An 11,024-nucleotide genomic window follows, 5' to 3' on the forward strand; every position below is an offset into this window, starting at 1 on the left:
ACTTACATAACTTACATAACTTACATAACTTACATAACTTACATAACTTACATAACTTACATAACTTACATAACTTAGTTTATTTGACTTTTTTCTAAATAGCCAACTTTAAGTAAGCAAGGGTATAGCTCTACAAATTTCTGTTCATCTTTAAGCATGTCTGCAATACGTATTGCAAATTGATCATACGACTCAGTACCTACAGAGTATTTAGACATCTCAGATAATTCTGCAAGTTTCCTAGCAAAAAGGAATCGCTGAGAATCTGTCATCTTTTTATATTGTTTAGATGAGGTTACATCTTTGAGTTCTTTTTCTTTGTTTGTGACTTTTAAGGTGAAGGAAAAACCTGAAATAGATCGTCCGTTTTTTTGTTGAGTATATTTGGCTGTTAGGTCGGAGAACTCATTGATTTGAAGTAAGGCTGGTTCCAAAACACGTCTTTTGAAAGCTTCAACTCGAGAGTATTCATTAATTCCAACTCCTAATTGTTCTCTAAATTTATTGATTTCAAATACTGGTGTATGTCTAGCTGTTCGCCATTGTGCTAATAATTCATAAAGTCTAATAGCATAAACACTTGTAAAATTTGCTGTTTGTTCTAAATGATATTGAGTGAAATACTGTGTAAATCCGTCAATCCTAGTTATATGATCAATAAGAACACGAGTTAAGGTGACTAAAATTTTACCTTCACCTTTTTGGTAATTCACATCTTGAATCCAACGACTTTTGGTAGGAGAGCCATCATCATTAGTAATAGTGAATTGTCTCTTAAAAAGATTTTGTTCGGCTTCTAATAAGGTTGAATACGAGGCATCTAGCGTGACATTAAACGCTTTCGCATATCTTTCAGCCTTTAATTCAAGAGGATGTTGAGAGCTAAGGCCGTGTCCTTTTTCTCTAGCATCAATAATAGCTAGTTGAACCAAACGTGTCTCAGACAAAGTTAATGTTTGAATCGCTTCTACTAGTTTATTTGATTTAACAATTACGTCTTTCATAAGTAAATAAGCAACATGAAATAATCTGTTGTTATAGCAACATGAAATAATCTCGTTGTCAATTTATAATGAAAATTCAAGAAATTGATGGTTTTTTACTAAATCTAATATAATAAATTTAAAATTAATACTTATATTTCAATAGAATATTGATTGTTAAATATAAAACATTGACCGAGTTTTTGTTGCTATATTTAAGGTAAAAGCATCATAAAACGTAAATTCGTAAAAAAATAAAATATTTCAAATTCTATAAAGTATTGATTTTAATAAATATATTAATTATAACAACATTGTTTATTTTTGTTGTCATATCCTAAGTAAACGTTGCTATATAACCGAGTAAACGTTGCTATATAACCGAGTAAACGTTGCTATATAACCGAGTAAACGTTGCTATATAAGCTCTGAAACACTTTATTCATAATGGTTTCAGAGTACTTAAAAACATTAAAAACATTAAAAACATTAAAAACCTAAACTATAAAAAATTGCCCACTATAAAAAATTGCCCTATGTTTTCGCTATGCTCAAACTCTATTGAATCTCGCTATCGCTCGATTCTTGGAGGCAATTTTTTTGCAAACACTTTGAATCAATTTTATAAAAAAACACAACTCTGAATTCGCTTCGCTCATAAGTATTTATGCTCGCTACGCTCGATCTAGGAGTAAAGATCATCATGTGATTTACTACAGATATTAAGTAACCCTGTTTGAAAAGCTGTTTTTCAAGGAGTCTAGGCGCAATTTTTCTTTTTGTCGCTCGTAGACACTCACTAAGGAGATCACCTATGAGTAAAGATCAAGATTTAGTTTCTCTCACCATAAGCATTTTAGACAAACCTCCAAGAAGCTATAAACTTGATACGGATGGAGTCTTCAAAGAAGATCAAGAGCAAATAGAAACTTGGGAAGAGTATTTTAAATTATTTGATAATCCCAAAGGTTTAGAAGATTTTATGGCAGACTGTGAACAAGATATATCTAAGGATAAGAACTAAGCTCATAGATTGCATTAGTTTCTACTTTTAATGGTGTAGCTTAGTGTTTTATGCAGATTAATAAAAGTCGCTTAGAAAGCAAATGGTGAGCTTCTATGAAGGATCAGGAACTACCACAAAATTGTGATAGTTCCCAAAAACTATAATGAAACTGAAATACAGTTTAGAAATAAGCGTATTTATTTAAAAATCGGACTCATTTTGAATAGATAGTCCTCGTTATGCTGAGGATTGCATCAACAAACCTTGTTGAAAGGTGTGCCATTTTAAATGACGGTTTGATATTTTAAAAAAGCGAAAAACATCAATCGCTTGAATCCCGAATTTTTGTATTTTGATTAAAGGCTGACTTTGACCGAGTTGCCAAAAATGCTAAATAAAAAATCATTCATCGACCTAGTTACGTTTCAATTGCACTAGCTAACTGAAGGCTTTATACGAAGACCTAAACGCTTGTTTTTACAGAACATTGAAAACTGCATTGATACGAAATGACCGTGTTTAAGCTAAACCTAAACTCTTGGTTTTTTTATAAAAAAACCTAAAATTTGACTTCGAATTTTGCTTTCAAGTACCACCCTGAATCCCACAGCCGACCAAAGCTTTGAGAGAAGTTAAACGACCTGTTTAACCGCAACAAAATTCTAACTTTTCGATTTCTATCTCACTATTTCCGTTCGCACTTTCATCCACAGGCTTGCACGTTTTTTTCGTACTCGACTGCTTAGCGATAATTCTTCGGCGAATTATCTCTTACTCGCACGATCTCTCACAGGTGAAAGTCTTTTGTATCTACTTGGGCAAATGAAGCCTTTATAGATTTTTATTATGACTAAAGTTCTTCTTTCGGTTTTTCAACCTTAGAACGCCTAAACGGAGGCTAAACCGTTTAACTTAAACTCCTGTGCTTCCCACTTTAGTTTTATGAATCGCTGTATCTGAATAAACAGAAACAGGGCTTACTAGACCTTCAACATTACACCGTGCAACACTTGGTTTGCCATCCTTGACTTCATGGAGCGTTGTTCCGCAACTCCACTTAAATCACACGGTTTTCGTTGGTCAGATCAATCACTTTTACAGCATAAATACCTTCAAAGTTTTCATAAGCATCCCTCCAGCCTCTGTCATTCCTAGCGTATTTTTGACGCTAGAAGAGGTGGTTCGGTTGAGCTATTTGGCGATCAGTGTTACCACTGACCGAGAGGGAATCTGTCAAATGAGACAGACCCACAAGCCTTTCGACTTTTTTCTTCCCCCGTACAATTTCCCGCTTAGCGGTTGATGCACGTCCTCCCCGATCGGGTACGCAAGATGAGGCTTCTAAACCTCCCAACAGTGAAAATTCACTAGCAGGTTAACCCAGCGTATGGTGTTTTCGTCTCGACATCATGTCTCGACTTCCATTCCATAAAACGGCTTATTGCAATTCAGGTCTTTAGACTCAGAATGGCTCTAAGTTTTTCAGTGTCGCCCGAAGGCGACTCAGCCGAGTGTTTTTATATGGGCTGAGGGCAATTTGATTTAACTGAAAGGATAAAAGGAGAACTGACATGCAAACCATTCCTACTCAAAGAGTAGCAGGGAGGTTTTGCATTGAGGTTCTCACAGTCTCCGTCGCAACCCTACCAACTAGCTTTCACCAGTATAGAGCTACACGAAAATATAGGCTTTCGCCAACTCTTACAGCCACATAAGAGCCAAGATGCACTAAGGATGGTCAGTCCTTAGCTATTTCGAAAAGAAAAAACAGTTAAGGATGGTCAGTCCTTAACTTTGAGGTCAAGAACTGCCGACTGCCTTAGAGCGTCGAAAAGTCTTTTTTCAGCATCACACTGAAAATGTCGTTCTGAATTGTTATACCACCATGAAGTTAGATGGTGAATAAGAGCAGGGGCAACGAGCCGAGTTAATCTAAGGAACAACTTAACTACGTCTCGTTGCCCCTTAGCCACCTTTCAGGTGGCAGTTTTTCTTCGAAAAACCTTTAAAAGCCCTGCTACGCAAGCCTTTTATTAAAAAGCAAAACAGATTTGTGAAGAGATGTTAATACATTAAAAAAAGTAAGACCCTAAATTTTTATTTTTACTACATTCGCCCTACTACATCTCGGCTTTTATTTATAGATTTTGGGGAATACATGATTTTTTATACGACAAGTGATGAAATCACAATGTCTGCTTTACACCGAACGGTGTATCTAGCTAAGGCCACGTTCTATCAAAAGTTTTTCATTGATGTTGATAAAGCACAGAACACTTTGGCTTGGTTGATCAGCAAATTTCACGTCAGTAAAACAGGAGACTCACGCTCTAAAGCTAGAGATAAAAAGGACTTGTGCAATGCACATTTGGTGATTCAGCTTAATCAGCAACTTTTACGGCAAGGCAAGTGCCAGGTTTTTGTTATGGTGACTTTACCAAGTGCTTTGAGGGAGAAGCAGTCAGTTATCACAAAGATGATAGAAGAGTTTCATTTAACAGAAGTTGAAATGACTAAGATGACCGCTGAACAACGGTTTCAGCGTGTGATTAGCTATCAAAAGCAACTCATAAAGAAAAGCTTTAAGGAAAAGGATGGCAGACCATGTCAGGATACTTTTCACTGCCTCTTACACCGTGATTCACGGCTACAGCTTTTCAGTCAAGACATGCCCAAAGTGGTACTTCGCCTTTCTGATCGGAGTAAAAAGCGTTTAGCTGAGTACAAGTTGATGCAAGAAAAAAAGGGGGATGCCAAACTGATCAAACCTACTTCATGGACTTGGCATCTGACACCGCAATACAAAGCACATATTTTAAAACTGTGTAGAGCAGGGATTCAGTCGAAACTGACACAAAAGAAGCATATTAAAAAACAGCAGTTTGAAGCAAAAAATAAAGTAAGTCCGACCAAAGATCAGGTCAAAACTTGGCTGACTGATGATGAGCTAAAAAAAGCGATTGAAGCAGGCGTTTTTGCTTTGTCGAATGTCCCTGCTTTCCGTGGCACGACTCAAGATGTAGGGGAAATTTGCTATGAGCTTGAAAAGAAATACAACCGCAGAGCTGTACGTCAGAATGCAGTCAAAGGGAAAAGACAAGTTCAAAAGAAACGTACGTTTCCGATCTATCAAGCTTTTGATTTAGAACAGATTAAAAGAGAGGCATTTTATAGTACGAGAGTCGACTTTAATATTTATTCCTTTACAGAGTTACATGAGCGAGTGATGCGGTTCACTCAAACGATTTTGTCGTATAAAGCTGAGAATCATGTAGATCAAAGCTTAAGTCAGATTGAAGATGAAAAAGCATTAGAAAAGTATATTTATGCTGATTTACTGCGTATAAACCAAGCCAAAAATAGAAACCTTGCTGATCCTAAACCGAATGTGGAGGTTAGAGATGATACTGAAAATGATGTCAAAAATATCATTAAAAAAATTAAATATAACAAATAGATAGGTGTTTTTCAATATTGTTAAATAATTTAACAGTTAGGCTGTTTTGATATTTTTTTCCAAAATCGTTAAATAATTTAATAAAATAAATCATATAAAAAATTATTTTTCCTATTTTTTACAATATTCACTTAGGTTCTTTAGCTTTACTAGTAAAAAAGGAAATTATGGAAACTTTAAAATGGGTTCTAACAGAAAAAGCCTAGACTCTAATCTAGGCTTTAAAAATTAAAAAATGCATAAAAATCAGAACAATAAGATCATTTCAAGTATTTCGAATAAGGTGTATTATGTTAATTTTAGGAAAACTAAATTAAACACGTACAAATTACTAAATATATTGATGTTTCGCACTCGGGAAAGAACCATCTTTTACAGCAGAAACATAACTTTCAATCGCTTCCTGAATACTAGTTTTGTCTTGCATAAAATTGCGTACAAATTTTGCGGGTTTATCATTAAGTCCTAACATGTCATGTAGCACCAGAACTTGAGCATCTGTTTCTGCCCCAGCACCAATGCCAATAACGGGAATCGTGACTGACTGAGAAATTTTTGCGGCAAGATTAGACGGCACACATTCAAGCAATAGCATGACAGCTCCTGCGTGTTCTAATTGTTTTGCTGTATTGAGAAGATGATTTGCTTGCTCCTCAGTTTTGCCTTGAACTTTAAAACCACCGAAAACGTGAACTGCTTGAGGTGTTAAACCAATATGAGCACATACAGGTACACCATTTTGAGTGAGTTGTTTAATTATTTCTGAAAGCCATAAATCACCTTCAATTTTCACCATATGAGCACCAGCTTGCATGAGAAGGGCAGCATTTTTGAGAGCAAGCTCTGGAGATGAATAGCTCATAAATGGCATATCAGCAATGATAAAAGCATGATCGTTGCCTTTATTGACACATGCAGTATGGTAAACCATCTGCTCAATAGTTACAGGTAAGGTACTATCATTTCCCTGTAAGACCATCCCTAATGTATCTCCAATCAGTAAAGCATCAATGCCTGCTTGATTTGAAATCTTGGAAAAAGTTGAATCGTAGCAAGTTAAAACTGCGATTTTTTCTCCATCCTTTTTCATCTTTTTTAATGTCTGTAATGTAACTTGCTGCATGATTTCCTCACGATTTCATCTATTAAATTTTTGGCGCTTATCCAAAATTGTAATGTTTAACCTGATCTATGATTAAAATAATAGCGATTAAAACCATTAAGCCTCCTGAAATTCGGCTAACAATCTGTGCAACATGTGGGCGTGTTTTTAATAAAGTTTGAGCACAAAAACCCACCAAAAAGTAGACCACAGCACAACTAAAAATATGAATTAACCCCAAAGAAATAATTTGTGTAGTAACAGACCATGATGCAGATGTATGAATAAATTGGGGTAATAATGCGAGGAATAACAAAAAGACTTTTGGATTTAGCCCACTTACCCCGAAACCCTTAATAACCCAGTTCCACCATGGTTTATTAGTGTCTAGGTTGAGTTTTTTTTCATTAGATATAGTTGTCGGATAACGAGATAAACTAATCCCAATCCATAATAAATAAAGCGACCCAATAACAGTAAGTGCCATAAGCGCTAAAGGTTGGCTCGCAACAAGTGTCCCTACACCCGCAGCAACAATAAGTGTTGCTATAAAATGACCAAGTAACAACCCTGAGATAGCAGGTAGAATTCTTTCTTTAATTCCAGCTGAAATTGCGTATGCCCAATCAGCCCCGGGAGTGAGAACAAAAAGAATGGATATACTCCAAAAGGCGATAATTGTATTAAAGGTCATAAATTAAAAAATCATTTCATTTCACAAGCTGGAAAGGATAAGTCTTAAGATCTAGAATGTGCTTTCAAATAGTTGCTCATAACTCAATTTAAAAGGAAGATTTTTCTAAATGGATAAGATAGATAGAAAGATTCTTGCTGAATTACAATCTAATGGGCGTTTATCGATTACAGAATTGGCAGAAAAAGTAGGCTTAAGTCTTTCACCATGTCATCGAAGACTTCGGACTTTAGAAGAGTCAGGGATAATAAAAGGGTATTGTGCTCAGCTTGAAGCGAGTCGTATTGGGCTAGAATTTTCGACGATTGTATTTGTGACGATGAAAGATGGTGATAAAAAGACTCTTTCCCATTTTGAGGAGGCTATTCTTGATATCCCTTACATCATTCAAGCACAGCGCTTATTTGGAGATCCTGATTATTTATTACATGTGGTTGTAAGCGATTTAGCTAATTTTCAAAAACTATATGATGAAAAGCTTTCTGCTCTTCCGGGAGTTCAACGACTTACCTCCACCATGGTCATGAAAAGTGTGATTTCTAACCGCTTATTTCCCTTATAAAATATGTCTTATAACTCCTAGAAAAAATCGACTAATGCATCCCATTTAACATAATGGAGGTTATACGAAATGAAAAAACCTAGGCACCTGACTAGGTCTTAAGTTTTAAAAAATTCATAAAAATCATTGTAATAAACTCACTCTTACATTTCGTATAAGGAGTATTATATTAATTTTAGAAGAACTTTATAGAAATATATAAGAAGATATTGTGTCTAAAATCAGTAATTCTTAAGCTCTTCAATTGCTTTTTCATTACCTTGTTGAGCAGATTTATTGAACCATTCCAAAGCTTTTCTTTTATCTTTTGCTACACCTTCACCACTTTGATACATGCTTCCTAAAAAATACTGTGCATCAGCATTATTTTGTTCTGCCGCGTTATTAATCCATTCAAATGCTTTTTTATCATCTTTTGGAATACCACTTCCTAGTATATATATCATACCAAGCCTAAGTTGAGCATCGACATTACCTTGTTGAGCAGCCTGCAAAAACCAAAAAAGTGCTTTTTTATCATCTTTTTCTGCACCTAATCCATTCGAATACATCATTCCTAACTCATATTTTTTTTCAGCATCAGTCTTCGAAACTAAATTATTTTTTTCCGATATTTCAGCATGACTAATATTAGTGAAAAAGAGTGAAAATAAAATTGTGAATAATATTGTCGGCTTTATTAACTTCATATCGAAAAAACTCTTAGTATCATTTTATCTATTCTATTTCAAATTATGCTAATAAGCCTCAATAAAATAAAGAGGTGATGTTCTATAAAAAGATTCACTTAACATAATAGTCGTTATACAAATTTTGTAGACAAATCTAAAGGGAAAATACTTGCTTTATGTATTCGATCGAATACAATTGAGTAAGAATAGAAGGAATCCTCATGATTGAAATTAAACGTCTGCCTGAATTTGATGAATGGTTAGATGATATTAAAGACAATATGACCCGTATTCGCTTGAATCGTAGATTAGATAAGGTTCAACGTGGGAATTGGGGAGATATCAAGCCTCTCCAAGAAGGTGTTTGGGAGATGAGAGAATTCTTTGGTTCAGGTTGGAGGATGTACTATATCCAACATGGTGACGTTGTGATTGTTATGCTTGGTGGTGGAGATAAATCCACACAACAACAAGATATCGATCGTGCAGTCAAATTATCGAAAACATTGGAGGATTAAAATGGTTAAAGTCGCTGATTTACCAAGTTTTGATATGGCTGAATCACTTAAAACTGAAGAAGATATTGTGGTGTATCTCAATATGGTGCTTGAAGATAATGATCCTGCTGAATTAGCTCACGCACTTGGTGTAATCGCTAAAGCAAGAGGTATGACCCAAATTGCGAAGGAGGCTGGCATTGGCCGTGAAGCCCTCTACAAAGCACTTCGTCATGACTCAGCACCTCGTTTTGATACGATCAATCGTGTAGTGAATGCTTTAGGTTTGAAACTTACAGTTCAAAATGCTTAAATTTTAAAATAATCAGTAAAAATGGGAGCTTAGGTCTCCCATTTTTGATTTCGCATAAGGTGTATTATGTTAATTTTAGAAAAAATTTATAATTTTCTACATATAACTCCTTCTACGATACCTAAAATTTCGTATTGCTTATCATCGAACTCAAAATATTTAAAACTATTAGGTACTGATTGAATAAAGAAGTTTTCTTCTCCTACCTCTCTTTTTACAGTACCTAAACTTGGTAATTTCTGCTTATCAATAGCAGCATATATAACTTGCACACCATCTTTTAAATCTTCTTGAGTTCCTCTCAATAAATTAACAATTAATATTTGTTCATAATTATTATAAATATCTGAAGTAGAGAGGCTTAAATTTTTAGGAAGTCTTACTGCTATAAAATTGGATATAGGACCTATATATGGAACAAATAGGTTCAAATTACTAGAATGCCCATTGCTTACAGGGTTCTCAACATAAATGGGTTGATTAAATATTATGTTTTCCCTCAGAATCAATCGATCCCATTCATTTATATATAAATACTGGTTTTTTTTGACCACATTTTTATAAAATTCTTTACTTTGTTTCGAAAGATATTCATGGGTTTCTCTAGTATTACCATGCAAAAGAACATAAGAATCACAATCTAAACATTCTGCTAATTTTTCTAATGTTCCAACCCTTGGTATGGAATGGCCAGACTCATATAAAGAAATATTTCTTACTGCTATTCCACAACACTGGGCTAACTCGTCCTGAGTTAATCCTTTTCTGCTCCGAAAATCTCTAAGTCTTATAGCAAAGGAGCTATTAGGACCATCAATCAAATGTACCATCATATCATTATACCCCACACAAAAAGCATCATAAAAAAACACCACAAACATCAAGATAGCATCAATATAAATTACAATCAAGATGTATAACATCATGTTTACACACCAAACATCATAACAAAACATCATAGTACAGTGTAGGAAAATTAATGAACGATGGAATTAAATAAGGGGAAATAATGTTTTATTTAGTCATGGCTAAATAATTAGTCTCTTATAATTTAGCTAGTGAAAGTTGGGAGAGTTTTAGTCTCTCTTCTAAGTATATTCTCACATCAATTCAAGTCCTTCACAGCTATACGACCTAGCTATAATTTATTATGATGAATAGGAGTTCCAAAAAATAATAATAAGAGATAGGTACAAAAGGAGTAGTTATACTGAGTGAATCAATACGAAAACCTCAGGCTATTCAGTTTTAGGTTTGTTTTCTAATTTGTTCTCCATTTAACATAATGGTGCTTATGCGAAATCAATTTGTAATAAGCCTGTAATATCAATTAATTAGCATCATTCAAAAATTCAAAAAACCAGCCAAAAGCCGATATAGAAACATATCGGCTTTTTTATGAACAAAACTGGTATATTTCGCCAATAAAATTGAGCGTTTTTTAATCGAATTGGGCGTTTCACCTGTGTTATCAATTCATCCAGTGCTTAAATTATCCCCAATTTCTGCGGACAAATCTTGGGATAATTTAAATGTGTTGTACGCCTAGGCGTACAGTAATTTAGGGATTTTGCCAATATACCCATGGAACACAATTTCTTATCATGAATACATAGAGAGCAGGATGCTCCAGAGAATAAGAAAAACCAAAGAACAAGGAAATGTTAAAGGTACGACAGGAGTTATACCTCAAGCATCAAATATGTAAAAAAGCCCAACAGGATGTTGGGCTTTTTTAT

General features: G+C 34.6%; 10 protein-coding genes. 5 read left to right on the forward strand and 5 right to left on the reverse strand.

From position 1 onward, the window contains the following. Positions 1–74: 74 nt before the first annotated feature. A complete protein-coding gene (gene repM / locus ACK1JC_RS16475) occupies positions 75–1,004 on the reverse strand; it encodes a replication initiation protein RepM (protein ID WP_409512920.1) in 930 nt (309 codons plus the stop codon). Positions 1,005–1,797: 793 nt separating this feature from the next. On the opposite strand from repM, the gene ACK1JC_RS16480 reads away from it, so the two are divergent. Both ACK1JC_RS16480 and ACK1JC_RS16485 read left to right on the forward strand, forming a co-directional pair. Further along, positions 1,798–2,007 (forward strand): hypothetical protein, encoded by a 210-nt coding sequence (locus tag ACK1JC_RS16480; protein WP_409512921.1) that lies wholly within the window; start codon positions 1,798–1,800, stop codon positions 2,005–2,007. Positions 2,008–4,147: 2,140 nt separating this feature from the next. Further along, positions 4,148–5,446 carry a hypothetical protein gene (locus ACK1JC_RS16485; RefSeq protein ID WP_409512922.1) on the forward strand — a complete coding sequence of 433 codons (1,299 nt, stop codon included), beginning with the start codon at positions 4,148–4,150 and terminating at the stop codon, positions 5,444–5,446. Positions 5,447–5,777: 331 nt separating this feature from the next. Here ACK1JC_RS16485 and panB read toward each other — a convergent pair whose 3' ends face one another. Further along, the gene (gene panB / locus ACK1JC_RS16490) at positions 5,778–6,569 is read right to left on the reverse strand and encodes a 3-methyl-2-oxobutanoate hydroxymethyltransferase (RefSeq protein WP_409512923.1); all 792 of its coding nucleotides are present in this window, start codon (positions 6,567–6,569) and stop codon (positions 5,778–5,780) included. Between the two features lie 37 nt (positions 6,570–6,606). Continuing rightward, positions 6,607–7,242, reverse strand: coding sequence for a LysE family translocator (locus ACK1JC_RS16495; protein WP_409512924.1), 636 nt, complete (start codon positions 7,240–7,242; stop codon positions 6,607–6,609). 109 nt (positions 7,243–7,351) lie between these two features. On the opposite strand from ACK1JC_RS16495, the gene ACK1JC_RS16500 reads away from it, so the two are divergent. Beyond that, positions 7,352–7,804 (forward strand): Lrp/AsnC family transcriptional regulator, encoded by a 453-nt coding sequence (locus ACK1JC_RS16500; RefSeq protein ID WP_409512925.1) that lies wholly within the window; start codon positions 7,352–7,354, stop codon positions 7,802–7,804. A 221-nt stretch (positions 7,805–8,025) separates the two neighbouring features. On the opposite strand, the gene ACK1JC_RS16505 is transcribed toward ACK1JC_RS16500, so the two are convergent. Continuing rightward, positions 8,026–8,493, reverse strand: coding sequence for a tetratricopeptide repeat protein (locus ACK1JC_RS16505; protein ID WP_409512926.1), 468 nt, complete (start codon positions 8,491–8,493; stop codon positions 8,026–8,028). Positions 8,494–8,696: 203 nt separating this feature from the next. Here ACK1JC_RS16505 and ACK1JC_RS16510 point away from each other — a divergent pair, with 203 nt between their 5' ends. Beyond that, positions 8,697–8,993: a type II toxin-antitoxin system RelE/ParE family toxin gene (locus ACK1JC_RS16510; RefSeq protein WP_409512927.1), complete on the forward strand. Its 297-nt coding sequence runs from the start codon at positions 8,697–8,699 to the stop codon at positions 8,991–8,993. Between the two features lies 1 nt (position 8,994). Further along, on the forward strand, positions 8,995–9,285 hold the full coding sequence (locus ACK1JC_RS16515; RefSeq protein WP_409512928.1) for an addiction module antidote protein: 291 nt from the start codon (positions 8,995–8,997) through the stop codon (positions 9,283–9,285). Positions 9,286–9,371: 86 nt separating this feature from the next. On the opposite strand, the gene ACK1JC_RS16520 is transcribed toward ACK1JC_RS16515, so the two are convergent. Next, complete coding sequence (locus ACK1JC_RS16520) at positions 9,372–10,211, reverse strand: helix-turn-helix domain-containing protein (RefSeq protein ID WP_409512929.1); 840 nt, start codon at positions 10,209–10,211, stop codon at positions 9,372–9,374. Between the last annotated feature and the right edge of the window lie 813 nt (positions 10,212–11,024).

The organism is Acinetobacter sp. TY2 (genome assembly GCF_046269225.1).
GTDB lineage: Bacteria > Pseudomonadota > Gammaproteobacteria > Pseudomonadales > Moraxellaceae > Acinetobacter.